At 67.7% G+C, this 22,542-nt stretch carries 29 protein-coding genes and 1 tRNA gene; 4 read left to right on the top strand and 26 right to left on the bottom strand.

Annotated features, from left to right (window positions below):
* Positions 1–8: 8 nt before the first annotated feature.
* From QTI68_RS18720 to petA, 7 genes are all read right to left on the bottom strand, one after another.
* Complete coding sequence (locus QTI68_RS18720) at positions 9–686, bottom strand: PepSY-associated TM helix domain-containing protein (protein ID WP_286523437.1); 678 nt, start codon at positions 684–686, stop codon at positions 9–11.
* Positions 687–715: 29 nt separating this feature from the next.
* Positions 716–791 (bottom strand) — tRNA-Thr (locus QTI68_RS18725).
* 44 nt (positions 792–835) lie between these two features.
* The gene (locus QTI68_RS18730; RefSeq protein ID WP_286523439.1) at positions 836–1,402 is read right to left on the bottom strand and encodes a ClpXP protease specificity-enhancing factor; all 567 of its coding nucleotides are present in this window, start codon (positions 1,400–1,402) and stop codon (positions 836–838) included.
* A gap of 19 nt (positions 1,403–1,421) precedes the next feature.
* Positions 1,422–2,033, bottom strand: a complete 612-nt coding sequence (locus QTI68_RS18735; RefSeq protein WP_286369119.1) for a glutathione S-transferase N-terminal domain-containing protein — start codon at positions 2,031–2,033, stop codon at positions 1,422–1,424.
* Between the two features lie 91 nt (positions 2,034–2,124).
* Positions 2,125–2,880, bottom strand: coding sequence for a cytochrome c1 (locus QTI68_RS18740; protein WP_286523441.1), 756 nt, complete (start codon positions 2,878–2,880; stop codon positions 2,125–2,127).
* A gap of 16 nt (positions 2,881–2,896) precedes the next feature.
* Positions 2,897–4,297: a cytochrome b gene (locus QTI68_RS18745; RefSeq protein ID WP_286523442.1), complete on the bottom strand. Its 1,401-nt coding sequence runs from the start codon at positions 4,295–4,297 to the stop codon at positions 2,897–2,899.
* A 13-nt stretch (positions 4,298–4,310) separates the two neighbouring features.
* The gene (petA, locus tag QTI68_RS18750) at positions 4,311–4,934 is read right to left on the bottom strand and encodes a ubiquinol-cytochrome c reductase iron-sulfur subunit (protein ID WP_286523444.1); all 624 of its coding nucleotides are present in this window, start codon (positions 4,932–4,934) and stop codon (positions 4,311–4,313) included.
* A 176-nt stretch (positions 4,935–5,110) separates the two neighbouring features.
* On the opposite strand from petA, the gene mscL reads away from it, so the two are divergent.
* Positions 5,111–5,542, top strand: coding sequence for a large conductance mechanosensitive channel protein MscL (gene mscL / locus QTI68_RS18755; protein WP_286523446.1), 432 nt, complete (start codon positions 5,111–5,113; stop codon positions 5,540–5,542).
* Here the strand turns inward: mscL and pdxA are convergent.
* The 3 genes from pdxA to QTI68_RS18770 are packed head-to-tail and all read right to left on the bottom strand — an operon-like array spanning position 5,532 to position 8,706.
* Positions 5,532–6,593, bottom strand: a complete 1,062-nt coding sequence (pdxA, locus tag QTI68_RS18760; RefSeq protein ID WP_286523447.1) for a 4-hydroxythreonine-4-phosphate dehydrogenase PdxA — start codon at positions 6,591–6,593, stop codon at positions 5,532–5,534. The genes mscL and pdxA overlap by 11 nt on opposite strands.
* Entirely contained in the window at positions 6,590–7,363 is a 774-nt protein-coding gene (locus tag QTI68_RS18765; protein WP_286523448.1) for a Nif3-like dinuclear metal center hexameric protein, read from the bottom strand. Before QTI68_RS18765 ends, pdxA begins: the two co-directional genes overlap by 4 nt.
* The gene (locus QTI68_RS18770; RefSeq protein ID WP_286523449.1) at positions 7,360–8,706 is read right to left on the bottom strand and encodes an MFS transporter; all 1,347 of its coding nucleotides are present in this window, start codon (positions 8,704–8,706) and stop codon (positions 7,360–7,362) included. The genes QTI68_RS18765 and QTI68_RS18770 overlap by 4 nt, the downstream gene beginning before the upstream one ends.
* A gap of 247 nt (positions 8,707–8,953) precedes the next feature.
* On the opposite strand from QTI68_RS18770, the gene QTI68_RS18775 reads away from it, so the two are divergent.
* Complete coding sequence (locus QTI68_RS18775; protein ID WP_286523450.1) at positions 8,954–10,117, top strand: S1C family serine protease; 1,164 nt, start codon at positions 8,954–8,956, stop codon at positions 10,115–10,117.
* A gap of 33 nt (positions 10,118–10,150) precedes the next feature.
* Here QTI68_RS18775 and tatC read toward each other — a convergent pair whose 3' ends face one another.
* The 9 genes from tatC to QTI68_RS18820 all read right to left on the bottom strand — a co-directional run bounded on the left by tatC (position 10,151) and on the right by QTI68_RS18820 (position 14,983).
* Positions 10,151–10,948, bottom strand: a complete 798-nt coding sequence (gene tatC, locus QTI68_RS18780) for a twin-arginine translocase subunit TatC (RefSeq protein ID WP_286523452.1) — start codon at positions 10,946–10,948, stop codon at positions 10,151–10,153.
* 60 nt (positions 10,949–11,008) lie between these two features.
* Positions 11,009–11,467, bottom strand: a complete 459-nt coding sequence (gene tatB, locus QTI68_RS18785) for a Sec-independent protein translocase protein TatB (protein WP_286523454.1) — start codon at positions 11,465–11,467, stop codon at positions 11,009–11,011.
* Between the two features lie 13 nt (positions 11,468–11,480).
* On the bottom strand, positions 11,481–11,723 hold the full coding sequence (gene tatA / locus QTI68_RS18790; RefSeq protein WP_286523455.1) for a Sec-independent protein translocase subunit TatA: 243 nt from the start codon (positions 11,721–11,723) through the stop codon (positions 11,481–11,483).
* 65 nt (positions 11,724–11,788) lie between these two features.
* A complete protein-coding gene (locus QTI68_RS18795) occupies positions 11,789–12,148 on the bottom strand; it encodes a histidine triad nucleotide-binding protein (protein WP_286523456.1) in 360 nt (119 codons plus the stop codon).
* Positions 12,138–12,527: a DUF4870 family protein gene (locus QTI68_RS18800; protein ID WP_286523457.1), complete on the bottom strand. Its 390-nt coding sequence runs from the start codon at positions 12,525–12,527 to the stop codon at positions 12,138–12,140. The genes QTI68_RS18795 and QTI68_RS18800 overlap by 11 nt, the downstream gene beginning before the upstream one ends.
* A gap of 14 nt (positions 12,528–12,541) precedes the next feature.
* Positions 12,542–12,925, bottom strand: a complete 384-nt coding sequence (locus tag QTI68_RS18805) for a phosphoribosyl-ATP diphosphatase (protein ID WP_286369105.1) — start codon at positions 12,923–12,925, stop codon at positions 12,542–12,544.
* Positions 12,922–13,323, bottom strand: a complete 402-nt coding sequence (gene hisI, locus QTI68_RS18810) for a phosphoribosyl-AMP cyclohydrolase (RefSeq protein ID WP_286504841.1) — start codon at positions 13,321–13,323, stop codon at positions 12,922–12,924. The genes QTI68_RS18805 and hisI overlap by 4 nt, the downstream gene beginning before the upstream one ends.
* A 16-nt stretch (positions 13,324–13,339) precedes the next feature.
* On the bottom strand, positions 13,340–14,119 hold the full coding sequence (gene hisF, locus QTI68_RS18815) for an imidazole glycerol phosphate synthase subunit HisF (protein ID WP_286523459.1): 780 nt from the start codon (positions 14,117–14,119) through the stop codon (positions 13,340–13,342).
* Positions 14,120–14,143: 24 nt separating this feature from the next.
* Positions 14,144–14,983: a D-hexose-6-phosphate mutarotase gene (locus QTI68_RS18820; RefSeq protein WP_286523460.1), complete on the bottom strand. Its 840-nt coding sequence runs from the start codon at positions 14,981–14,983 to the stop codon at positions 14,144–14,146.
* An 89-nt stretch (positions 14,984–15,072) separates the two neighbouring features.
* On the opposite strand from QTI68_RS18820, the gene QTI68_RS18825 reads away from it, so the two are divergent.
* Entirely contained in the window at positions 15,073–16,380 is a 1,308-nt protein-coding gene (locus tag QTI68_RS18825) for a dicarboxylate/amino acid:cation symporter (protein ID WP_286523462.1), read from the top strand.
* A gap of 9 nt (positions 16,381–16,389) precedes the next feature.
* Entirely contained in the window at positions 16,390–17,328 is a 939-nt protein-coding gene (locus tag QTI68_RS18830; RefSeq protein ID WP_286523464.1) for an amino acid ABC transporter substrate-binding protein, read from the top strand.
* Between the two features lie 18 nt (positions 17,329–17,346).
* On the opposite strand, the gene hisA is transcribed toward QTI68_RS18830, so the two are convergent.
* The 7 genes from hisA to QTI68_RS18865 form a co-directional block, all read right to left on the bottom strand.
* On the bottom strand, positions 17,347–18,087 hold the full coding sequence (gene hisA, locus QTI68_RS18835) for a 1-(5-phosphoribosyl)-5-[(5-phosphoribosylamino)methylideneamino]imidazole-4-carboxamide isomerase (protein WP_286523466.1): 741 nt from the start codon (positions 18,085–18,087) through the stop codon (positions 17,347–17,349).
* Between the two features lie 99 nt (positions 18,088–18,186).
* Complete coding sequence (hisH, locus tag QTI68_RS18840) at positions 18,187–18,843, bottom strand: imidazole glycerol phosphate synthase subunit HisH (RefSeq protein WP_286523469.1); 657 nt, start codon at positions 18,841–18,843, stop codon at positions 18,187–18,189.
* A gap of 2 nt (positions 18,844–18,845) precedes the next feature.
* Complete coding sequence (gene hisB, locus QTI68_RS18845) at positions 18,846–19,475, bottom strand: imidazoleglycerol-phosphate dehydratase HisB (protein WP_286523471.1); 630 nt, start codon at positions 19,473–19,475, stop codon at positions 18,846–18,848.
* Positions 19,472–20,563: a histidinol-phosphate transaminase gene (gene hisC / locus QTI68_RS18850; RefSeq protein WP_286523473.1), complete on the bottom strand. Its 1,092-nt coding sequence runs from the start codon at positions 20,561–20,563 to the stop codon at positions 19,472–19,474. The genes hisB and hisC overlap by 4 nt, the downstream gene beginning before the upstream one ends.
* Before the next feature lie 17 nt (positions 20,564–20,580).
* Positions 20,581–20,970, bottom strand: a complete 390-nt coding sequence (locus QTI68_RS18855; protein WP_286523474.1) for a hypothetical protein — start codon at positions 20,968–20,970, stop codon at positions 20,581–20,583.
* Positions 20,937–21,488, bottom strand: coding sequence for a WcaF family extracellular polysaccharide biosynthesis acetyltransferase (locus QTI68_RS18860; protein ID WP_286523476.1), 552 nt, complete (start codon positions 21,486–21,488; stop codon positions 20,937–20,939). The genes QTI68_RS18855 and QTI68_RS18860 overlap by 34 nt, the downstream gene beginning before the upstream one ends.
* On the bottom strand, positions 21,485–22,534 hold the full coding sequence (locus QTI68_RS18865; RefSeq protein WP_286523478.1) for a glycosyltransferase: 1,050 nt from the start codon (positions 22,532–22,534) through the stop codon (positions 21,485–21,487). Before QTI68_RS18865 ends, QTI68_RS18860 begins: the two co-directional genes overlap by 4 nt.
* Positions 22,535–22,542: the final 8 nt, after the last annotated feature.

Raw genomic sequence — 22,542 nt, forward strand, 5'->3', positions numbered from 1 at the left:
CCGGGGCTTCAGAGCTGCGCCAGCGCCAGGCCCAGGGTCAGGGCGACCGAGGTCCCGAAGATGGCCAGCCCGACCGCGCGGCGGCGGTGGGTGAGCATCCAGAGGATCACCCCCGAGATCGACAGGAAGATCAGGCTGCCGGCCAAGGTGTCGACCAGCAGGATCCAGCCGACCGACATGCCGGTGCCCTTGTGCATGTTGGTCAGCGTGGCGACCAAGCCGTTCTGGGTGGTCGTGACGCCGACCGAGCGGTTGCCGCGCCAATAGTCGGCCTGGACGATGGCGTCGGGCCCGCCGAAATTGAAGGTCCAGCGCTCGGGCTGCATCAGCGGGTCGGGCTTGCCCTTTTCGCCCCAGGCCACCGGTCGCGCGGGCTCGGTGCGCACCGAATTCGGAGGCCGGTCCTGGTCCAGGGCCGCCTGCAGCCAGACGGCCATCTCGGCCGCGCTCGCCGGTGGCGGCTCGGGCAGCGCCAGCTGGGCGTTGGCGCGCTGCTGGGCCATCGGCAGCTTGAGCACCGCGCGGTGGTTGAGCCAGATGCCTGCGGTGCCGAAGAGCAGGCCGAGGATCGCGCCCCAGAGGCCGATCCAGCCGTGGGTCTTGCGAATCCATTGCACGGCGGTGGCGCGGCGCTGCAGCGCCTGCACGCGCCCGCCGGCAGCGAAAGTATTCGATGAAGTGTTCATGGGAGCGCCGGACGGATGCGCCAGGAAATTGGTGCCGCTTGTCGGAATCGAACTGACGACCTACCGCTTACAAGGCGGTTGCTCTACCAACTGAGCTAAAGCGGCGGGACCTGGATTTTAGCGGGCCGGAACGAACCGGGCCGCGCCGTTCATTTGATGCGCTTGAGCGACGGACGCGCCCCGCCGCCGGCCGGCGGCCGTGGCGGGTCTTCGGGGTCCGGCGGCGGCGTGCTGCTGGTGGCGGCCGGCTCCTCGCCCTCCCCGGTCACCAGGTGCACGACCTTGCTGGCGTCGCCTTCGGTACCGCGCGATGCGTCGCGCAGCGGTGTCCGGGTCGAGGCGGCCGACGGCGTCGGGGCGGCCGGTGCGGCAGCCCCATCGGCCGGCGCCGGTGCCGGCGCCGGGAACGCCATGCCCTGCCCGTTTTCGCGCGCATAGATCGCGATCACTCGGCCGACCGGCACGCTGATCTCGCGCGCCGTCCCGGCGAAGCGGGCCTTGAACTCGATGAAGTCGTTGCCGAGCTTGAGCGAGCTGGTCGCGTCGAAGCTGATGTTCAGCACGATCTCGCCGTTCTTGACGTACTCGCGCGGCACCTGCACCGTGTCGTCGACCTGCACCGCGACGTACGGCGTGAAGCCGTTGTCGGTACACCATTCGTACAACGCCCGGATCAGGTAGGGGCGGGTGGATGACGACTCGAGCGCGTTGATCATGGGCGACGGCGCAAGCGACTCACTTGCGCATGACTTTTTCGGAGGGCGTCAGCGCCTCGATGTAGGCCGGGCGCGAGAAGATGCGCTCGGCGTACTTGAGCAGCGGGGCCGCGTTCTTGCTGAGGTCGATGCCGTAGTAGTCGAGGCGCCACAGCAGCGGCGCGATCGCGACGTCGAGCATCGAGAAGTTGTCACCCAGCATGTACTTGTTCTTGAGGAACACCGGCGCCAGCTGCGTGAGGCGGTCACGGATGTGCGAGCGCGCCTTCTCGAGGGCCTTCTCGTTGCCCTTGGTGGTGCGGTTCTCGAGGGTGGACACGTGAACGAACAGTTCCTTCTCGAAGTTGAGCAGGAACAGGCGCACGCGGGCGCGGTCGACCGGGTCGCCGGGCATCAGCTGCGGATGCGGAAAGCGCTCGTCGATGTACTCGTTGATGATGTTCGACTCGTACAGGATCAGGTCGCGCTCGACCAGGATCGGCACTTGCCCGTACGGGTTCATCACGTTGATGTCCTCGGGCTTGTTGTAGAGATCGACGTCGCGAATCTCGAAATCCATGCCCTTCTCGAACAGCACGAAGCGGCAGCGATGGGAAAACGGGCAGGTCGTTCCAGAATACAGGACCATCATGGCGAAAGACTCCTAAAAATCAAAAAGAGTGGGTCGCGTTCGCAACCCACTCTGCGGGACCCGGCGCACGAGGCGCCGGATCGGCGTGGCATTACTTGACGTCTTTCCAGTACGAGGCATTGAGGCGCCACGTGAAGACGACCGCCATGACGAGGAACAGCAGCACCCAGACGCCGACGCGAATGCGGGTGTTCTGCGCCGGCTCGGCCATCCATTGCAGGAAGCTCACGAGATCGCCCATGTTCTGGTCGAACTGGATCGGCGTCATGGTGCCGGGGCTCACTTGCTCCCAGCCCTTGAACACTTCGGTTTCATGGCCGTGGGCTTCGACCTTGTCGAAGACCGGACGGCGCTCGCCTTGCAGCTCCCACATGACATGCGGCATCGCCACGGCCGGGAACGCGAGGTTGTTCCAGCCCGTGGCCTTGGTGTCGTCGCGGTAGAAGGTGCGCAGGTAGGTGTAGAGATAGTCGGCACCCGTGCCGCCGTGGCCGGCACGCGAACGCGCCACCAGGGTCAGGTCGGGCGGCACCGTGCCGAACCATTCCTTGGCCTGGCGCGGGTCCATGTTGACCCGCATGGTCTCGCCGATCTTGTCGGTCGTGAACAGCAGGTTGTCCTTGATCTGCTGCTCGGTGATGCCGAGGTCGGTCAGGCGGTTGAAGCGCATGTACGCCGCCGAGTGGCAGCTCAGGCAGTAGTTGACGAACAGCTTGGCGCCGTTCTGCAGCGCGGCCAGGTCGGTGGTGCGATTCGGCGCCTTGTCCCAGGCGAGGCCGCCTTCGGCAGCGTGTGCGCCGGTGACGATGCCGAGCGCCGCGATCAACGTGAGGATCAGTTTCTTCATTCTTGTTGTCTCCCGGTCAGTGAGCGTTGAAAACCACGCGCTCGGGGACCGGCTTGAATTCGCCGAGGCGGCTCCACCACGGCATCAGCAGGAAGAAACCGAAATAGAAGAGCGTTCCGATTTGCGAGATGCGTTCGCCGACCGGGGACGGCGGCTGCACGCCGAGGTAGGCCAGCACCACGAAGTTGACGACGAACACGCCGTAGACATACTTGTGCCAGCTCGGGCGATAGCGGATCGACTTGACCGGGCTGTGATCCAGCCAGGGCAGGAAGAACAGGATGACGACCGCGCCGCCCATCACCAGCACGCCCCAGAACTTGGCGTCGATCGACAGCATCATCGCGACCACGCCGACCGCGACGATCACGATGCCGGCCTTGATGAAGGACGGGAAGCGGGCCTTCCAGACGCCGTAGGCGGCGGCACCGACCACGCAGGCGATCAGCGCATACATCATCTCGCTGGTGATGGCACGCAGCATCGAATAGAAGGGCGTGAAGTACCAGACCGGCGCGATGTGGTTGGGCGTCTTGAGCGAATCGGCCGGGATGAAGTTGTTGTATTCGAGGAAGTAGCCGCCGGCCTCGGGCGCGAAGAAGATCACGGCCGAGAAGATCGTCAGGAACACCACCACGCCGAAGATGTCGTGCACCGTGTAGTACGGGTGCGACGGGATGCCATCGACCGGATGGCCGTCGGCACCGCGGTTGGCCTTGATCTCGATGCCGTCGGGGTTGTTCGAACCCACTTCGTGCAGCGCGATCAGGTGGGCGACCACCAGGCCGAGCAGCACCAGCGGCACCGCGATCACGTGGAAGCTGAAGAAGCGGTTGAGGGTGGCGTCGCTCACCACGTAGTCGCCGCGGATCAGCAGGGCGAGGTCAGGGCCGACGAAGGGGATCGCGGCGAACAGGTTCACGATCACCTGGGCGCCCCAGTAGCTCATCTGGCCCCAGGGCAGCAGGTAGCCCATGAAGGCCTCGGCCATCAGGCACAGGAAGATCGCGCAGCCGAAGATCCAGATCAGCTCGCGCGGCTTGCGGTAGCTGCCGTACATCAGGCCGCGGAACATGTGGAGGTAGACCACGATGAAGAAGGCCGAGGCCCCCGTCGAGTGCATGTAGCGGATCAGCCAGCCCCACGGCACGTCGCGCATGATGTACTCGACCGAGCCGAACGCCAGCGCGGCGTCGGGCTTGTAGTGCATCACCAGGAAGATGCCGGTCACGATCTGGATCACGAGGACCAGCATCGCGAGCGAGCCGAAGATGTACCAGAAGTTGAAGTTCTTCGGCGCGTAGTACTTGCCCCACTGGTCGTTCCAGAGCTTGGTCAGCGGGAATCGGTTGTCGACCCAGTTGAGCAGCTTCTCGTTGGCTGGCGCGTTGGGGGAAATTTCGTGGAATTCAGCCATGTTCTTGTTCTCCTCAGGCCTTCTTGTCGTCGCCGATCAGGAGGCGCGTGTCGGAGAGGTACATGTGCGGCGGCACCGGCAGGTTGTCGGGTGCGGGCTTGTTCTTGAAGACGCGGCCGGCCAGGTCGAAAGTCGAGCCATGGCAGGGGCACAGGAAGCCGCCCTCCCAGTTGTCGGGCAGCGAAGCCTGCGGGCCCGGCTGGAAGCGGTCGGTGGGCGAGCAGCCCAGGTGCGTGCAGATGCCGACGACCACCAGGATCTCGGGCTTGATCGAGCGATGCTCGTTGCGCGCGTACTCCGGCGTGAACTCGTCGGGGTTGCGCTTCGATTGCGGATCGGCGAGCAGCGGATCGAGCTTGGGCAGCTCGGCGACCTGCTGGGGCGAACGCTTCAGGATCCAGACCGGCTTGCCCCGCCATTCGACGGTCATCTTCTCGCCGACCTGCAGCGCGCCGATGTCGGCTTCGACCGGAGCGCCGGCGGCCTTGGCCTTTTCCGACGGCTGGAACGAACTCACGAAAGGCACTGCGACGGCGACGCCACCCACTGCGCCGGCGCAGCCTGAGGCAATCAACCATGTCCGCTTGCTGGTGTCGATCCGGGGTCGGCCGGCGGTACTCGCGCTGCTGTCACTCATGGAGATCCTCAATCTTCTTCGGGGGGACTTGGGTCAACCAAGGATTGTAGCGGAGCGTAAAAGGCGAATTCAACGGCGCGCAGTGCCCGCCGCACGCGCCTGTGACCGGACGCAGACACCGCCCCCGCCCCTATACTGGCCGCCGTTCAAAACCAACCGCAGACGAGGTGCACGACATGAGCTTTCTGAAAGAGTTCCGCGAATTTGCCGTCAAGGGCAACGTGATCGACCTGGCAGTCGGCGTGATCATCGGTGCGGCCTTCGGCAAGATCGTCGACTCGCTGGTGAGCGACATCATCATGCCGCTGGTCGGGCTCATCTTCGGCAAGCTCGATTTCTCGAACCTCTACATCGTGCTGGGCCCCAGGCCCAGCGGCGTGGCCGACACGCTGGTCGAACTCAAGAAGGCCGGCGCACCGGTGCTGGCCTACGGCAACTTCATCACCGTGGCGGTGAACTTCGTGATCCTGGCCTTCATCATCTTTCTGATGGTCAAGCAGATCAACCGGCTGCGCAGCCTGACCGAAGCCCCGCCGCCGCCGGCGCCCGCGGCGACGCCCGAAGACGTGATGCTGCTGCGCGAGATCCGCGACAGCCTCAAGCGCTAGCTCCCCGCACCAACGACCGCGCCATCCGCACGGCCTCGATCAAGCTGGAAGCATCCGCCCGTCCAGTCCCCGCGATATCGAACGCCGTCCCATGGTCGGGACTGGTCCGCACCAGCGGCAGCCCCAGCGTCACGTTCACGCCCTTCTCGACGCCCAGGTACTTGACCGGGATCAGCCCCTGGTCGTGGTACATCGCGATCACGACATCGAACTCGCCAGGGCCATCGGCCTTGGCACGGGCGCGCATGAAGACGGTGTCGGGCGCGTGAGGTCCGTCGGCATCGATCCCTTCGGCGCGCGCGGCCGCGATCGCCGGGGCGATGATGTCGCGCTCCTCGGAGCCGAACAGGCCGCCCTCCCCCGCATGCGGATTGAGCCCCGCGACGCCGATCTTCGGCGCCCGCCCGAGCACCGCGCCGAGGGCCCGGTGCGCGATCCGCAGCGTCTGCAGCACGCCATCGACGGTCACGGCCTCGATCGCCTGGCGCAGCGACATGTGAATGCTGACGAGCACGGTGCGCAGTTCGTCGTTGGCCAGCATCATGCGCACCGGCACCTCCGACAGCGGCCGGGCCAGATGGGCCGCGGCTTCGGCCTGCAGCAGTTCGGTGTGGCCCGGATACGGGAAGCCGGCCGCCGCGAGCGCTTCCTTGTGCAGAGGGGCCGTGACGATCGCGGCGATCTCTGCGCGCAGCGCCGCGCGCGCGGCCCACACCACGCAATCGCCGGCGATGCGGCCGGCCTCGGCGCTGACCTGGCCCTGGACGATCGGCGCGCCCGTCGGCGCGACCACCTGCAGTACCGGGATGCAGCGGGCCGGCGCATCGCGCACCTCGCCGGGCGTCTCGAGCAACGCGACCGGCAGGGCCGGCGCACCGGTCGTGGCGATCGCCTGCGCAGCCCGGCGCACCGTCGCCACGTCGCCGGCCACGAAGCAGCCTCGCAAGTCGGTCGCGGCGTCGCGAAAGGCCTTGGCGATGATCTCGGGGCCGATGCCGGCCGGGTCGCCGAGCGTGATGGCGATGGGGAGGGATGCGTCGTTGTTGCTCACGCCGGATTGTCGATGTCGATGAATTCGTGGGCCAGGCCCAACTGGGCGGCGACATGCGCCGCGACGGCCGGCGCCCCGTAGCGTTCGGTGGCATGGTGGCCGCAGGCCAGGAAGGCGACACCCATCTCGCGGGCGTAGTGGGCCTGGGGCTCGGAGATCTCGCCCGTGATGAAGGCATCGGCACCGGCGGCGATCGCGGCCTCGAAGTAGCTCTGCGCCCCGCCCGTGCACCAGGCGACGTTGCGGATCGGGCGCGGCGGGCCTTCCACCAGCGTCACGGCCTTGCCGAGCGCCTTCTCTACGTGGGCGGCCAGCGCCTTCGCATTCGTGAAGCCTTCGCCGTTGTCGCGCGCGCCGAGGAAGCCGATCTCCTGCTCGCCGAAACGGCCGGCCGAGCCCGGGTGCGCGACCAGGCCGAGCCGCAGCCCGAGCTGCGCGTTGTTGCCGAGTTCCGGATGGGCATCCAGCGGCAGGTGGTAGGCGAACAGGTTGACGTCGTCGCCGAGCAGCAGGCCCAGGCGCTGTCGCATCCAGCCCGTGACACGCCCGTCCTGGCCGCGCCAGAACAGGCCGTGGTGGACGAAGATCGCATCGGCTTCGGCGTGGATCGCGGCTTCGATCAGGGCCCGGCTCGCGGTCACGCCGGAGACGATCTTGCGCACCGTGGTGCGGCCCTCGACCTGCAGGCCGTTGGGCCCGTAGTCCTTGAAGCGCGCGGGCGCAAGCAGCAGGTCGAACGCGTGCAGGAGTTCGTGGCGGGTCGTGCTCATCGCGCCATTGTGGCCCCGGCCGGCGCCGCCCGCATCGCATGGCCGCGCGCCGCCAGGGGCATCAGGCCCAGCACGAAGCCCAGCGCAGCGAGCGCGGCCACGTAGTGCGCCGGCGCCATCGGGTCGCGCTGCAGCCACACGGTCAGGATCACCGGCGTGAGGCCGCCGAAGATCGCGTAGGACATGTTGTAGGCGAACGAAAGACCCGTGAAGCGCACCGGCGCCGGGAACGCCCGCACGCCGGCGATCGGCACGGTGGCGATGCTGCCGACGAACAGGCCCACCAGCCCGTAGTGCCAGACCAGCGAGGCCGGCGTCCCCGGCAGCCCGGTATAGAACAGGTAGCTGGTGACCAGCAGGCCGGCCCAGCCGATCAGCATCACGGCCCGCGTGCCGATCCGGTCGCAGGCCCAGCCGACCGCCACGCAGCCCAGGGTCAGCATGAGCGTCGCGACCGCGTTGGCGGCCAGCGCGAGCGCGGGCTCCACGTGGTGGACCTTCTGCAGGTAGGTCGGCGTGTAGAGCACCACCACGACGATCGCGGCCGACAGCACCCAGGTCAGCAGCGCGACGTAGAGGCTGGCCGCGCGGTGCTCGCGCAGGATGGTCTTGAGGGGCAGCTCGCGCGCCGCGCTGCGGCGCCCGGCGAGCTCCTGGAACACCGGCGTTTCGTGAAGGAAGCGGCGCAGGTAGACCGACACCAGCCCGAACACGCCACCCAGCACGAACGGAATGCGCCAAGCGAAGGCGCCCACTTCGGCCGGCGTGTAGCGGGCATTGATCGCCACCGCGACCAGCGAGCCCAGCAGGATGCCGCCGGTGATGCCCGAGGTCAGCGTGCCGATGCCGAAGCCGTAGCGGCGCGCCGGCACGTGCTCGGCAACGAACACCCAGGCGCCCGGCATCTCGCCACCGATCGCCGCGCCCTGCAGCACCCGCATCGCGAGCAGCAGCAGCGGCGCCGCCACGCCGATCGAGGCATAGGTCGGCAGCAGCCCAATCACAAGCGTCGGCGCGGCCATCAGGAAGATCGACAGCGTGAACATCCGCTTGCGGCCGAGCAGGTCGCCGAAATGGGCGATCACGATGCCGCCCAAGGGACGTGCCAGGTAGCCGGCGGCGAAGATCCCGAAGGTCTGCAGCTGGCGCAGCCAGTCCGGCATGTCGACCGGGAAGAACAGGCCGCCCAGTACGGTGGCAAAGAAGACGTAGATGACGAAGTCGTAGAACTCGAGCGTGCCGCCGAGGGCGGACAGGGCGAGCGTCTTGTAGTCCCGGGCGCCGAGCGGGCGGGCGCGGCTCGCAGGCGCGGCGGCGCCATCGGCAAGGAGTTGAGCGGTCATGGACGGGCGAAAGGCGAATGGCGGGACAAGCACCCCCGGACGGAGCGCACGCTTCTTGCCAAGGCGAATCGCGGCGGGGTCTCGCGCGCGTCACGCCGGATCGGTCCCGATAGGGTGTCCGGCTGCAAGTTCGTCTATTTTAAGGGTTTTCCCTTATTCTTGCCGACACTGCCGGGCTCGCGGGCGGGGACCGACCGAAGCGCAGAACCCTTTGGGGGACAATTGGCGCTTTGCTTCCCGCTTTTTCATGAAACGCACCTGGCTGCTGTTTGCCCAAGCCGTGACCGTCCTGCTGGCGGCCTATTTCGTCGTCGCGACGCTCAAGCCCGAATGGCTGAACCGGCGCACCGGCCCGCTCAACGGCCTGGTCTCGGTGGTCGAAGCCCCTGCCGCGCCCGCCGGCAGCATCGCCGCCGGCAGCCTCAGCGCCGCGGCCAAGAAGGCGTCGCCGGCCGTGGTCAGCATCAACACCAGCAAGGCGGCCCAGCGCTCGCCGCGCAGCAACGACCCCTGGTTCCGCTTCTTCTTCGGCGACCAGGGCGACCAGCCGCAGATCGGCCTCGGCAGCGGCGTGATCGTCAGCGCCGACGGCTACATCCTGACCAACAACCACGTGGTCGAGGGCGCGGACGAAATCGACGTCACGCTCAACGACAGCCGGCACGCGCGCGGCAAGGTGATCGGCACCGATCCCGACACCGACCTGGCGGTGCTCAAGATCGAGCTCGACAAGCTGCCCGTGATCGTGCTGGGCAACTCCGACGCGCTGCAGGTCGGCGACCAAGTGCTGGCCATCGGCAACCCCTTCGGCGTCGGCCAGACCGTGACCAGCGGCATCGTCTCGGCGCTCGGGCGCAACCAGCTCGGCATCAACACCTTCGAGAATTTCATCCAGACCGATGCCGCCATCAACCCGGGCAATTCGGGCGGCGCGCTGATCGACGTCAACGGCAACCTCGAAGGCATCAACACGGCGATCTACTCCCGCTCGGGCGGCAGCATGGGCATCGGCTTCGCGATCCCGGTCTCGACCGCCAAGCAGGTGCTGGAGGACATCGTCAAGGCCGGCAAGGTCACGCGCGGCTGGATCGGCGTCGAGCCCAACGACCTGTCGCCCGAACTGGCCGAGACTTTCGGCGTCAAGGCCAGCAGCGGCGTGATCATCACCGGCGTGCTGCAGAACGGCCCGGCCGCCAAGGCGGGGGTGCGTCCCGGCGACGTGATCACGGGCGTGGCCGAGAAAAGCGTGGGCAACACGCAGGAGCTGCTGAGCGCCGTGGCCGGGCTCAAGCCGGGCACGGCGACGCGCTTCGCGCTTCAGCGGGGCAGCGACAAGCTGGAACTGGACGTGACGCCGGGCCTGCGCCCCAAGTCGCCGGTGCGCCGGGTGCCGAGCAGCGACGCAGAGTGAACCTGCACGCCGGCCCGGCCGGCGATCAGGTTTTCAGGACTGGGCGGAGTCGGCGCTTTCCTCTGGCGGCTTGCTGTACTTGGTGAAGTAGCGGGCGCCGATGATGCCGACCTCGTACAGCAGGCACATCGGAATCGCCAGTGCGAGCTGCGAGACCACGTCGGGCGGCGTCAGCACCGCGGCGACCACGAAGGCCAGCACGATGAAATAGCCGCGGAACGAGCGCAGCTTCTCGATCGTGACGAGCTCGAAGCGGACCAGCAGCATCACCACGATCGGCACCTGGAAAGCGACCCCGAAGGCGATGTAGAGCGACAGGATCGCCTCCACGTAGGACGAGATGTCGGGCGTGGCATTGACCGAGGGCGGCGTGAACTTCTGGATGAAGCCGAACATCTTGTCCAGCACGAAGAACTGCACGAAGGCGATGCCGCCGTAGGCCAGCAGGCTGCCGAAGAAGATCAACGGCAGCGCGAACTTCTTCTCGTGGCTGTAGAGGCCGGGCGCCACGAACATCCAGGCCTGGTACATGAGCCAGGGCAGCGCCAGCAGCACGGCCGTCATCCCCAGCACCTTGAGCGGCACGAAGAACGGCGAGAAGACGCCGATGGCGATCAGCTTGGCATCCGGTGGCATGTGGGCGCGGATCGGCACCGCGATCATGTCGATCAGCCCGGCCGGCCCGGGCCAGATGGCCAGCAGCACACCGGCCACGACCAGGCCGTAGACGCAATAGAGCAGGCGATCCCGCAGCTCCATCAGGTGCTGGACGAAAGGCTGCTCGGTGCCGGCCAGTTCGTCTTCTTTGTTCTTGTCTTTGGGATCGGCCATGTGGGGACGCTGCGTTCAGAAATCGGCGCGCGCTGTGCGCCGCCCTTCGCTTGCTTGCGCCTAATTGATTTTGTGAGGGCGGTAGCGGGCGACGCGCGCCGCGCCCGAGAGCGCCTTGGTGCGCACGCCGTTGCGCGCCTTGTACCACTGCGGCGTGGCGCCCTGCTTGAGGCGCCATTTCTTGCGTGGGTGCTTGTACTCGGGATAGGCGGGCGTGGTGTCCGACAGCGCGGACAAGGTCTGGCCGCTTTCCGAGAACTGCTTCTCGAAGTCGCTGGCGCCGGACTGGATGCTCTGCTCGACGTCGCGTGCAGCCTCCTGCACGGTGTCTTTCATCTTTCGCAGTTCGTCGAGGTCCATCGACCGATTGACCTCGGCCTTGACGTCGTTGACGTAGCGCTGCGCCTTGCCGAGCAGGGTGCCGACGGTGCGCGCCACGCGCGGCAGCTTCTCCGGCCCGATGACGATCAGCGCCACGGCGCCGATCAGGGCCAGTTTCGAGATGCCGAGATCGATCACGGAACGGTCTGGCTCAGGACTTCTGACGCGCTTCGACGTCGATCGTGGTCTTGTCGGCGGTGCTGTTGCCGCTCACCTGGGCGTTCGGGCCGGCGGCGGTCGGGGCATCGGTGCTCGCGCCGTCCTTCATGCCGTCCTTGAAGCCCTTCACGGCGCCACCGAGGTCGGACCCCATGTTGCGCAGCTTCTTGGTGCCGAAGATCATCACGACGACGAGCAGCACGATCAGCCAGTGCCAGATGGAAAGTGAACCCATGGATTACTCCTGAAGAATGTGTCGCATTTTAGTCGGCGCCGAATGACCGGCCGAAAGGATGGCTTTCAGCCACGCAGCCAGGGCCGCGGGCCACCCATGACGTGCACATGGAGATGCTGAACCTCCTGCCCGCCCTCGGCGCCGGTATTGACCACGATACGGAACCCGCCCTCGGGATACGGCCGGCAGCCCTGCTCGATCGCCAGCTTGGGCGCCAGGGTCATGATCCGGCCCAGCAGCCCCGCGTCGTCGGCCGTGACCTGGGCCATCGACGGGATGTGGCGCTTCGGGACGATCATGAAATGTATCGGCGCCCAGGGCGCGATGTCGTGGAAGACGAACAGTTCGTCGTCCTCGTAGACCTTGCGCGAGGGAATCTTGCCCTCGATGATTTTGCAGAAGATGCAGTTCGGGTCAGATGACATTGCTGGTATCCATAGGGCGGCTCGCATTCATGCGCACCATCCCCTTGACGATGCGATAGAGGAACCAAAGCGAAATCAGGGCCCAGGCGATCCAGCCGGGCACCAGGAAGAGCAGCCACAGCCACGAGGTCAGGACATACAGCACGCCGGCCCACAGCACCGAGCGGATGCGCCAGCTGAAATGCGACGCCTGCCAGGTGCCGGCGGCGTCATCGCGCTTGACGAGGTCGATCACCAGCGCGATCACCAGCAGCCCGATCGAGGCCTGGGCGCCAGGCAGCACGGCGCCGACCGCCACCGCCAGGTGCAGGATGTAGCTGACCCAGCCCCAGGTCTTGAGCGAGTCGTCGGGCTCGACGGTCACGATGTCGTTGGGCATGGCGTGCGCTCCTTTCAGTCGTTGGAAGCTTCGCGATCCTGCGCCTTGCGCAGGGCCTTTTCCTCGATGCCGCTGGTGCCCTCGCGACGCTCGAGTTCGGCCACCACGTCGGCGGGCGAGAAACCGTAGTGCGCGAGCGCCACCATGCTGTGGAACCACAGATCGGCCACTTCGTTCACCACTTTCGCGCGGTCGCCGCCGTGGTCGGCGTCCTTCGCGGCCATCACGACCTCGGTGGCCTCCTCACCGATCTTCTTGAGGAAGGCATCCGGGCCGCGCTGCAGCAAGCGGGCGACATAGCTCTTGTCGGGGTCGCCGCCGCGCGAAGGCAGGCGGCTTTCGATCACGGCCGCCAGGCGCGCCAGGGCGTCTTCGGCGTTGCGGGCTTCGGTGCTCATCTTGGGGACGATGTGTAGATCGAGGCCGGGTCTTTCAAGACCGGCTCGGTCGCGACCCACTGGCCGTTCTCGTACTTGCTGAAGAAGCAGCTGTGGCGGCCGGTATGGCAGGCAATGCCGGGCTCGTGGCCCTGCTGCGTGACCTTGAGCAGCACCACGTCGTTGTCGCAGTCGATCCGGATCTCGTGCACGGTCTGGACGTGGCCGGATTCCTCGCCCTTGAACCAGAGCTTCTGGCGCGAGCGGCTGAAGTACACGGCGCGGCCGAGTTCCGCCGTCCTGGCCAGCGCCTCGCGGTCCATCCAGGCGAACATCAGCACGTCGTTGCTGCCCTGTTCCTGCGCGATCACCGGCACCAGGCCGTTCGCGTCCCATTTCACTTCGTCTAGCCAGTTCATAGCGGGCTATTGTCGGTCACAGACGCACCGGGATGCCGCGTGCGGCCATCTGCCGCTTCGCTTCGCCGACGGTGAACTCCCCATAGTGGAAGATGCTCGCCGCCAGCACGGCGTCGGCGCCGCCAGTCTGGATGCCGTCGGCCAGGTGCTCCAGGCTGCCGACACCGCCCGAGGCGATCACCGGCACACTGACGGCGTCGCTCACGGCCCGCGTCAGTTCGAGGTCGAAACCGCTTTTCGTGCCATCGCGGTCCATGCTGGTCAGGAGGATCTCGCCGGCGCCGCGGCGCGCCATCTCGACCGCCCACTGCACGGCGTCGAGGCCGGTGTTCTTGCGCCCGCCGTGGCTGTAGACGTCCCAGCCCGGGCCGCGCGTGGCGGCGTCCTCGGGCGAGCGCCGCTTGGCGTCGATCGCCACCACGATGCACTGGGCGCCGTACTTCTGCGAGGCATCCTCGATCACCCGGGGATCGGCGATCGCGGCCGAATTGAAGCTGGTCTTGTCGGCCCCGGCATTGAGCAGCCGGCGGACATCGGCCACGGTGCGCACGCCGCCGCCGACGGTCAGCGGGATGAAGACCTGGGAGGCCACCGCCTCGATGATCGGCAGGATCAGGTCGCGGCCGTCGCTGGTGGCGGTGATGTCCAGGAAGGTGAGCTCGTCGGCGCCCTGTGCGTTGTAGCGGGCCGCGATCTCGACCGGGTCGCCGGCGTCGCGCAATTCGACGAAATTGACGCCCTTGACGACGCGGCCGCCGGTGACGTCGAGACAGGGAATGATGCGTTTGGCAAGCATGGTGTGGTTCGGGCGAAAAGAGGTTCAGGCGACCCTGAGCTGTTGCCAGCCCTGCCACTGCGCGCCGGGCGCCAGCAGCACGGGTTCGTCGATGCGGGCAGCCTCGACGCAGAGCATGTGGCGCCAGCCGTCGTCGGGCAGGTCGTCGAGCTTGGCGGCGAGCAGCGGGCCCGGGTTCCAGACCACGGTCTCGGTGCAGCTCGCGCTTTGCGAGATCTCGAGTGTGCCCGAAGGCTGGACCAGCCGCAGCGGCCGGGCGGGCGCGGCGTAGACGCTGTCGAATTCGCTGCCGAAGGCCAGCGCCGGCGCCATCTCGACATGGCGGTCGTCGCGCACCGCATCCCAGCGGTTGGCGCCCTGCAGGCCCTCGAGCCGGACCTCGGTGGCCTCGTCGACCCGCAGGTAGCTGTGGAGCGCCGCCGCGAAGGACCAGGGTTCGCCGCCCATGTTGTCGATGGCCAGGGCGACGCGCAGCGAACGCGCGGCCAGGGTGACGGCCAGCCGGGCCCGGAACGCGTGCGGCCAGAGCGCCCGCGTGGCGGCGCCGTCGCGCAAGGCCAGCACGACGGTGTCGCGCCGGTCGTCGGCCTGCGGCTCGGCCGTCCACGGCAGGGTGCGGGCAAAGCCGTGCTTGGGCAGGGAGCCGCGCAGGTTGAACTGCGGCCAGCAGACCGGAATGCCGCCGCGGATCGGGCTCTGGCCGTCGAAGCGGGCGTCGGGGCTCAGGTAGAGCCGCTCGACGCCATCGGCCGTGGTCCACGACAACACATGAGCGCCGTGCAGCGCTACAGTGCAACTGTCGCCGCCGGGCAGCGCCAGCCGCACGGCCGGCTGGCCACGAAAGACGAGGGCTTGGAGGGTCATGGCCCGATTCTAGGTTTGGCCGGCGGTTGCGGTTGGGCACCGGCGACACGGATCCCGCTTCAGAACAACTCGCAACGAGGAGCGCCTCCATGAGAAGGAAACTGCCGCCGGCCGCCTGGATCCTGATCGCGATGCTGATCGGGATCGCCATCGGCTACATGGTCTTCGTCAACTTCCCGAACAAGAAGACCGCCGGCGAGATCGCCGGCTACATCTCGATCATGTCGGACGTGTTCCTGCGCCTGATCAAGATGCTGATCGGGCCGCTGGTGTTCTCCACCCTGGTCGTCGGCATCGCCCACATGGGCGACGCGGCCGCCGTCGGACGGGTGTTCGGCAAGGCGCTGGGCTGGTTCATCACCGCCTCGCTGGTCTCATTGCTGCTGGGCCTCCTGATGGCCAACCTGCTGCAGCCGGGCCACGACCTCGGGCTGCCGCTGCCCGAGATCGGGTCCTCCGCCAACCTCGCCACCTCCAAGTTCACGCTCAAGGATTTCGTCGGCCACGTGGTGCCGAAATCCTTCGTCGAGGCCATGGCCAACAACGAGATCCTGCAGATCGTGGTGTTCTCGATGTTCTTCGGCGTCGCGCTGGCCTCGCTCGGCGAGAAGGCCCGCACGCTGGTCAACGCGATCGAGGAGCTTTCCCACGCCATGCTCAAGATCACCGGCTACGTGATGAAGCTGGCGCCGCTGGCGGTGCTGGCCGCCATGGCGGCCACGGTGGCGGTCAACGGCCTGGGCATCCTGCTCAAGTTCGCGGTCTTCATGGGCGGCTTCTACCTGAGCCTGTTCTTGCTGTGGGGGCTGCTGGCCCTGGCCGGGCTCTTCTTCCTCGGGCCGCGCATCGTGACGCTGCTGAAGCTGATCCGGGAGCCGTTCCTGCTCTCGTTCGCCACCGCCAGCTCGGAAGCGGCCTACCCCAAGATCCTGATCGCCCTCGACCGCTTCGGCGTCAAGCGCAAGATCTCCAGCTTCGTGATGCCGATGGGCTATTCGTTTAACCTCGACGGCTCGATGATGTATTGCACCTTCGCGGTGCTGTTCATCGCCCAGGCCTACGACATCCCGCTGTCGCTCGGCACCCAGCTCACGATGCTGCTGATCCTGATGCTGACCTCGAAGGGCATGGCCGGCGTGCCGCGCGCCTCGCTGGTCGTGATCGCAGCGACCCTGAACCAGTTCAACATCCCCGAAGCCGGGCTGCTGCTGATCCTCGGCGTCGACACCTTCCTGGACATGGGCCGGTCGGCCACCAACGCGGTGGGCAATTCGATCGCCACGGCGGTGGTCGCCAAATGGGAGGGCGAACTGCTCTCCGAAAGCGACGCCGCGGCCAATGCGCGGGCGATGGACATCGAAAGCGCCGCCACCCTCGCCCATCCGGTGCATGCCTGAGGCCCCGAAATGAGCGCCGTACGGACCCTGGCGACCACCGCCGCGCTGCTGGGCGCACTGCTGGGCCTGGCGCCGGCCGCGTTCGCCCAGTCCGATCCGACGCCGGCGACGCCGGCCGCGCTCAGCGGCACGCTGGCCAAGGTACGGGCGGCCGGCGCGGTCGTGATCGGCTACCGCGAATCCTCGGTGCCGTTTTCCTTCCTGTCGCCGCGCAAGGAGCCGATCGGCTACTCGATCGAGCTGTGCAAGGCGGTGGTCGAGGCGATGGGCGATGCGGTGCACAAGACGCTGGAGATCCGGTGGCTGCCGGTGACGGCCGAGACCCGCATCGATGCCGTGGCGAGCGGCCAGGTCGACCTCGAATGCGGCTCGACCACCAGCAACCTGGAGCGCCAGAAGCGGGTCGCCTTCTCGCCGACGATGTTCGTCTCGGGCACCCGGCTGCTGGTCAGGAAAGGCTCGCCGATCCAGTCCTTCCGCGACCTCGCCGGCAAGCCGGTGGCCGTGACCGCCGGGACCACCAACGAGAAGACGATGCGCGATCTGTCGGCGCGCTTCAAGCTGGGCCTGGAGCTGGTCGTTTCGCGCGATCACGCCGAATCGTTCGCGCTCGTGAAGTCCGGCAAGGTGGAGGCCTTCGCGACCGACGAGGTGCTGCTGTACGGCCTGATCGCGCAGGACAGGGGCGGCGCCCAGGGCCCGACCGACTACCAGGTGGTCGGTGACTTCCTGTCCTACGACCCCTACGGCGTGATGTACCGCAAGGGCGATCCGGAGATGGCGAAGGTGGTCAACGACACCTTCCAGGTGCTGGCCGAGGACGGGGAGATCGAGCGCCAGTACAAGCGCTGGTTCCTTCGCAAGCTGCCCGGCGGCACCAGCCTCGACCTGCCGATGAGCCCGCAGCTGGAGACGATCATCCAGGCGATGGCCATCAAGGCCGAGTGATCGGCCCGGACCTGGACCCTAGACCGCGAGTTCGTCGGCCCGGGCCTGGGCGGCAGCGAAGTCCAGGTCGCCCGAATAGATGGCCCGGCCGCAGATGACGCCTTCGATGCCGTCCGCCTCGACCGCGCACAGCTTGTCGATGTCGGCCATGTTCGAGAGCCCGCCCGAGGCGATCACGGGGATCGTCAGCGCCTGGGCCAGCCGCACGGTGGCATCGATGTTGATGCCCGACAGCATGCCGTCGCGGCCGATGTCGGTGTAGATGATCGACTCGACGCCGTAGTCCTCGAATTTCTTGCCGAGGTCGGCCACCTCGTGCCCGGTCAGCTTGCTCCAGCCATCGGTGGCGACCTTGCCGTCCTTGGCGTCCAGCCCGACGATGATGTGGCCGCCGAAGGCACTGCAGGCGTCCTTCAGGAAGCCCGGATTCTTGACCGCGGCGGTGCCGATGATGACGTAGCGCAGGCCGTCGTCGATGTAGCGCTCGATGGTGTCCAGGTCGCGGATGCCGCCGCCCAGCTGCACCGGGATCTCGTCGCCGACCGCCTTCAGGATCGCCTTGATCGCCGCGTGGTTCTGCGGCTTGCCCGCGAAGGCGCCGTTCAGGTCGACCAGGTGCAGGCGGCGGGCGCCGGCTTCGAGCCACTTGCGCGCCATCGCGGCCGGGTCTTCGCTGAAAGTGGTGGACTGGTCCATATCGCCTTGCTTGAGGCGAACGCAGTGGCCATCCTTGAGGTCGATCGCAGGAATGAGGAGCATGGTGGTGCGGGATTGCGGACGGGGAAAAGCGCGATGGTACTCAGAACCCGACGGGCCGCGGGCACAGGCCCGGGCCGAACGGTGGAGGCGTTCAATGCGTCAGGGGTTCCAGTGGAGGAAATTTCGATAGAGCTGCAACCCGTGGTCCGCACTCTTCTCCGGGTGGAACTGGGTAGCGAAAATATTATCGCGTGCGACGGCAGCGGTAAAGCGCTCGCCATAGTCGGCCTCCCCGGCGCTGTGCGCGGGATCGGCCGGCCGGGCATAGAAGCTGTGGACAAAATAGAAATAGCTCTGGTCGGGCACGCCGGCCCAGACCGGGTGCGGCCGGGTCTGGAAAACCTGGTTCCAGCCCATCTGCGGCACCTTGAAACGGCTGCCGTCCGGCTGCAGCCGGCCTTCGAGCTCGAACTTCCGGACCTGGCCCGGGATCAGGCCCAGGCCATCGGTCGGGCCTTCGTCGCTGTGCGACAGCAGCATCTGCATGCCGACGCAGACGCCGAACAGCGGCTTGCTGGCGGCGGCCTCGAGCACCGAGTCGAGCAGTCCGGAGTCGGCCAGTTCGCGCATGCAGTCGGGCATGGCGCCCTGTCCCGGCAGGACCACGCGGGTGGCCCGGCGCACCACGTCGGGGTCGGAGGTGACGAACACCTCCACCCCGACCTGGTCGGCGGCGTGCTGCACGGCCTGCGACACGGAGCGCAGGTTGCCCATGCCGTAGTCGACCACGGCCACTGTGTTGTTGGCGGTCGACACGGTCAGAGGGAGCCCTTGGTCGAGGGAATGACGCCGGCCGAGCGCGGATCGAGTTCGAGCGCCGCCCGCAGCGCCCGGGCGAAGGCCTTGAACACGGTCTCGCACTGGTGGTGCGCGTTGACACCCTTGAGGTTGTCGATGTGCAGGGTCACGAAGGCGTGGTTGGCGAAGCCGTGGAAGAACTCGTAGGTCAGCTGGCTGTCGAAGGTGCCGATCATGCCGCTGGTGAATGGCACGTCCATGACCAGGCCCGGGCGGCCCGAGAAATCGATCACGACACGGCTCAGCGCCTCGTCGAGCGGCACATACGCATGCCCGTAGCGGCGGATGCCCTTCTTGTCGCCGACCGCCTTGGCGACCGCCTGGCCCAGGGTGATGCCGACGTCCTCGACCGTGTGGTGGCCGTCGATGTGCAGGTCGCCCTGGCAGTCGATGTCGAGGTCGATCAGGCCATGGCGGGCGATCTGGTCGAGCATGTGGTCGAAAAAGCCGATGCCGGTCGACAGTTTCGCGCGGCCGGTGCCGTCGAGGTCGAGCTTGACCGTGATCTTGGTCTCGGCCGTGTTGCGGGTGACGGACGCCGCGCGCGCGCCGGTGGCGATGACGGCTTCGGGTGCCAGTGGGGTGTTCATAGTGAGGCTTCGAGGGCCGCGAGCATCTGCGCATTCTCGTCGGCGGTTCCGACCGTCAGGCGCAGGCAGTTGGCGAGCAATGGGTGCATTTTAGAAACGTTCTTGACCAGCACGCCGCGAGCCTTCATTTCCTCGAAGGTCTTTGCCGCGTCGGGCACCCGGATCAGGATCATGTTGGCTTCGCTCGGCCAGCTCCGGACCGCCGGCAGGCGGGCCAGCCGCGCCACCACCACAGCGCGCTGGCTGCGGATCTCGGCCGCCTGGGCGGCGAACACATCGGCGTGCTCGAGGGCGAACAGGGCGCACTCGCAGTTCAGCACGCTGATGTTGTAGGGCGGGCGCACCTTGTCGATCTCGGCCACCAGCGCCGCCGGGCCCATCAGGTAGCCCAGGCGGGCGCCGGCCAGGCCGAACTTGCTGAGCGTGCGCATCAGCAGCACGTGGCCATGGCGGGCCACGCGGTCGATGTAGCTGCGGCCCGCGAACGGCTGGTAGGCCTCGTCGATGACCACCAGGCCGCCCTGGGCGCCCTGGGCCTGGACGATCTTCTCGATCACGGCGTCGTCCCAGAGATTGGCGGTCGGGTTGTTCGGGTAGGCCAGGAACACGATGGCCGGCTTCTCGCGGGCGATGGCGTCGAGCATGGCGCCCTCGTCGAGCTCGAAGTCGGCCGAGAGCGGAACGCCGACGAAGCGCAGGCCCTGCAGCTGGGCGCTCATGGCGTACATCACGAAGCCGGGCACCGGCGCCAGCACCGTGGCGCCCGGCAGGTCGCAGGCGATCGCCAGCAGGGAGATCAGCTCGTCCGAGCCGTTGCCCAGCATCAGCGCGAAGCCCTCGGGCATGCCGGCGTGCGCCGCCAGCGCGCGCTGCAGGTCGGCGCCGCGCTCGCCCGGGTAGCGGTTGAGCGCCAGCGCGCCGAGCCGCTCGCCGAGGGCGGCCTGCAGCGCGGGCGCCAGGCCGTGGGGGTTTTCCATCGCGTCGAGCTTGAGCAGGCCGCGGGCGTCCTGCACGGCGTAGGCATGCATGGATTGCACGTCGGCGCGGATGCGGCCGAGGGCGCGGCGGGTATCGTCGGTGGCGGTCATTCGGGGCTCGTTCGGATTCACGGGTTGCAGCGATAGCTGTTGCGCAGCGCCGCCGAGAGCACGAGCTGCACCGGCATGTCGGCCTCGTAGCTGTCGGCGTTGCGCGTCAGTTCGGTTTGATAGAGGGAGCGCGCCATCACGGGCTCGAGCCGGCGGCCGTTGATGCAGAACAGGGGCTTCTGGCCGGCGCGCTGTTCGGCGTCGTTGGCTTCCCGCAGGCCTTCCATGACGCCCACCAGGTAATAGTTGGCGTAGGCCTTGCCGTCTTTCTCGTTGGCCTCGAGCGTGCGCAGTTCGCGGATCGACATCGCCTGGGCGAGCGCCGGCAGCATCAGCAGCAGCGCGCAGGCCGCGGCGGCCCGCCGGCCTCGGCCTAGTCGTGCCGGCGCGGCTTGATGAATACGCATGGATTGCCTGCAGAAACCGACCAGGCTTCGAGATCGCGGGTCACGACCGAGCGCGCGCCCACCACGGCGCCATCGCCGACGCTGACGCCCGGTCCGATGAAGCTCTGGGCAGCGATCCAGACCCGGTCGCCGACCTGGATGTCGTCCCAGATCAGCGGAAAGTTGGGGACGTTGTAGTCGTGAGAGCCGGTGCACAGCCAGACGCCCTGCGAGACGCAGGTGTTCGAGCCGATGCGGACTTCGCCGAAGTTGTAGATGTCCACGCCCTCGGCGATCGCCGTGTAGTCGCCGATGCGCAGGTTCCAGGGCATCAGCACCTTGACGCCGGGGCACACCAGCACGCCCTGTCCCACCCGGGCGCCGAAGAGGCGCAGCAGGCGCACGCGCAGCGGCGACAGCGCACGCGGCCCCACGCGGCCCAGCAGGGTCCAGACGATCATCCAGATCACCCGCCGCAGCTTGTGGCCCAGGCTCCACGGGTGCCTGCTGTTCTGGAGGTCCATGGCGTCCTGCTTCATGCCGCGGCTCCCATCCGTGCAATGGCCCGGGTCACCGCGTCCATCGACCGGTGCTCCCGGTGCGCCTGGACGGCCTCGGCCCTGGCCGGCAGGCGCGCCATGTCGACCGCCCGCTGCACGCATTCGACCAGTTCGGCACGGTCGCGGTAGCAGGCACCGGCCGGCAGCGGCAGACCCACCTGCTCGCGCAGCGCGGGCAGGTCGGGGGCCACCACCAGGCAGCCCAGCCCCACCGCCTCCGCCAGCACGCCGGAGATCCGGTAGCTGTAGGCCGACTCGTCATAGGGCAGGACCACGACGTCGCACGACTCGAGCGCACGCAGGTAGTCCGCGCGCAGGGTGGTGTTCATGACGGTCGCACGGTCCTTCCAGCGGTCCAGGAAGTCTGCGTCGGCGGTGCCGACCAGCAGTTCGATCGGCGGCGTGAAACGGCCCTCGGCGCTGGCGCCGGCGATGGCATCGAGCGCCCAGCGCGGCGACTTCTCGGCCCGGAAGCTGCCGATGAAGCCGACCACCATCTTCCGCCCGACCGGGTCGCGCACCGGCGCGCTGCGCGCGAGCTCCGGAATCGGCGTCGGCATGGCGATGATGCGGGACGGGTCCGGATGCGCCGCGACCGGGCGCCAGGTGTCGATCGTCTCGTAGACGACGAAGCGAAAGCCGACCGCATAGAGGATGCGCAGCATCAGGCGATGCACCGGATGCCGGGCCGCCTGGCCGACGTTGTGATGGCACAGGAACCACAGCGAGCGCCGGCGCAGCCAGAGGGCCGGCGCGACCAGGAACAGCGGGACCGTCAGGAACTCGCGGATGAACAGCGTCCGTCCGCCCGCCGTCCAGGCCCTGGGAATCAGCCTCAGGTGGCCGAAGAGCTTGCCCAGCATGCCGCTGGCACGGCGCGGCAGCGGCGCGACATCGACCAGCACCGGATGCATGGGCACCCGCACCAGTTGCACGGTGCCGACGCGCCGACAGGCCGGTCCGAGCATGCCGAGCGCACCGTGCGGGTCCCGGTAGCGCCGGAGGTAGCTGACGAAACTGCTCATGGCCGCAG

Source organism: Variovorax sp. J31P207 (assembly GCF_030316965.1).
In the GTDB taxonomy this organism is placed as follows: Bacteria; Pseudomonadota; Gammaproteobacteria; order Burkholderiales; family Burkholderiaceae_C; genus Variovorax; species Variovorax ginsengisoli_B.

Bases quoted from the DNA above. Each gene is read 5' to 3' on its own strand.
- QTI68_RS18800 (WP_286523457.1), bottom strand. From the start codon at position 12,527: ATGCCCAACGACATCGTGACCGTCGAGCCCGACGACTCGCTCAAGACC.
- QTI68_RS18720 (WP_286523437.1), bottom strand. From the start codon at position 686: ATGAACACTTCATCGAATACTTTCGCTGCCGGCGGGCGCGTGCAGGCG.
- tatA (WP_286523455.1), bottom strand. From the start codon at position 11,723: ATGGGTTCACTTTCCATCTGGCACTGGCTGATCGTGCTGCTCGTCGTC.
- petA (WP_286523444.1), bottom strand. From the start codon at position 4,934: ATGAGTGACAGCAGCGCGAGTACCGCCGGCCGACCCCGGATCGACACC.
- QTI68_RS18820 (WP_286523460.1), bottom strand. From the start codon at position 14,983: ATGACCCTCCAAGCCCTCGTCTTTCGTGGCCAGCCGGCCGTGCGGCTG.
- QTI68_RS18775 (WP_286523450.1), top strand. From the start codon at position 8,954: ATGAAACGCACCTGGCTGCTGTTTGCCCAAGCCGTGACCGTCCTGCTG.
- hisB (WP_286523471.1), bottom strand. From the start codon at position 19,475: ATGAACACCCCACTGGCACCCGAAGCCGTCATCGCCACCGGCGCGCGC.
- QTI68_RS18735 (WP_286369119.1), bottom strand. From the start codon at position 2,033: ATGATGGTCCTGTATTCTGGAACGACCTGCCCGTTTTCCCATCGCTGC.
- hisI (WP_286504841.1), bottom strand. From the start codon at position 13,323: ATGAACTGGCTAGACGAAGTGAAATGGGACGCGAACGGCCTGGTGCCG.
- QTI68_RS18825 (WP_286523462.1), top strand. From the start codon at position 15,073: ATGAGAAGGAAACTGCCGCCGGCCGCCTGGATCCTGATCGCGATGCTG.
- QTI68_RS18740 (WP_286523441.1), bottom strand. From the start codon at position 2,880: ATGAAGAAACTGATCCTCACGTTGATCGCGGCGCTCGGCATCGTCACC.
- QTI68_RS18730 (WP_286523439.1), bottom strand. From the start codon at position 1,402: ATGATCAACGCGCTCGAGTCGTCATCCACCCGCCCCTACCTGATCCGG.
- tatC (WP_286523452.1), bottom strand. From the start codon at position 10,948: ATGGCCGATCCCAAAGACAAGAACAAAGAAGACGAACTGGCCGGCACC.
- QTI68_RS18770 (WP_286523449.1), bottom strand. From the start codon at position 8,706: ATGACCGCTCAACTCCTTGCCGATGGCGCCGCCGCGCCTGCGAGCCGC.
- QTI68_RS18860 (WP_286523476.1), bottom strand. From the start codon at position 21,488: ATGAAGCAGGACGCCATGGACCTCCAGAACAGCAGGCACCCGTGGAGC.
- QTI68_RS18805 (WP_286369105.1), bottom strand. From the start codon at position 12,925: ATGAGCACCGAAGCCCGCAACGCCGAAGACGCCCTGGCGCGCCTGGCG.
- QTI68_RS18855 (WP_286523474.1), bottom strand. From the start codon at position 20,970: ATGCGTATTCATCAAGCCGCGCCGGCACGACTAGGCCGAGGCCGGCGG.
- QTI68_RS18830 (WP_286523464.1), top strand. From the start codon at position 16,390: ATGAGCGCCGTACGGACCCTGGCGACCACCGCCGCGCTGCTGGGCGCA.
- QTI68_RS18765 (WP_286523448.1), bottom strand. From the start codon at position 7,363: ATGAGCACGACCCGCCACGAACTCCTGCACGCGTTCGACCTGCTGCTT.
- mscL (WP_286523446.1), top strand. From the start codon at position 5,111: ATGAGCTTTCTGAAAGAGTTCCGCGAATTTGCCGTCAAGGGCAACGTG.
- QTI68_RS18795 (WP_286523456.1), bottom strand. From the start codon at position 12,148: ATGTCATCTGACCCGAACTGCATCTTCTGCAAAATCATCGAGGGCAAG.
- hisC (WP_286523473.1), bottom strand. From the start codon at position 20,563: ATGACCGCCACCGACGATACCCGCCGCGCCCTCGGCCGCATCCGCGCC.
- QTI68_RS18865 (WP_286523478.1), bottom strand. From the start codon at position 22,534: ATGAGCAGTTTCGTCAGCTACCTCCGGCGCTACCGGGACCCGCACGGT.
- QTI68_RS18745 (WP_286523442.1), bottom strand. From the start codon at position 4,297: ATGGCTGAATTCCACGAAATTTCCCCCAACGCGCCAGCCAACGAGAAG.
- hisA (WP_286523466.1), bottom strand. From the start codon at position 18,087: ATGCTCCTCATTCCTGCGATCGACCTCAAGGATGGCCACTGCGTTCGC.
- hisF (WP_286523459.1), bottom strand. From the start codon at position 14,119: ATGCTTGCCAAACGCATCATTCCCTGTCTCGACGTCACCGGCGGCCGC.